General features: G+C 48.6%; 1 protein-coding gene. It reads right to left on the reverse strand.

What is annotated here, in order from left to right; genetic code table 11:
* Positions 1-358, reverse strand: a 358-nt coding sequence (locus SB756_RS28570; protein WP_410912871.1) for a transporter substrate-binding domain-containing protein, incomplete at both ends; no start/stop codon positions are given.

Below are 358 nucleotides of genomic sequence, written 5' to 3' on the forward strand. Positions count from 1 at the left end.
ATATAGGCGTTATCGATGTTCGGGAACTGACGCAGATCTTTAGTTTTGATGTTTGCTTTCGCGTAATCAACGGAGCCAGTACCGCTCTTCACAGCAACCACTTTCCCGTCGAGATCTTTCACGCTTTTCACATCGTTATTGTTAGCTTTCACCATCACTAACAGGCCGCTTTTGTAGTAGCCGTCAGAGAAATCGATCGCTTTTTTACGCTCGTCGGTGATGGTAATGCCCGCCAGCGCCAGATCGACGTTTTTGGTTTGCAGTGCCGGAATGATCCCACTGAAATCCATCGGCTTCAGTTCGTAATCCAGCTTCAGCTCTTTAGCGATGGCAGCCCACAGATCAACGTCAAAGCCCA

It is taken from the genome of Pseudomonas sp. SIMBA_068 (genome assembly GCF_046534705.1).
Lineage (GTDB): Bacteria > Pseudomonadota > Gammaproteobacteria > Pseudomonadales > Pseudomonadaceae > Aquipseudomonas > Aquipseudomonas putida.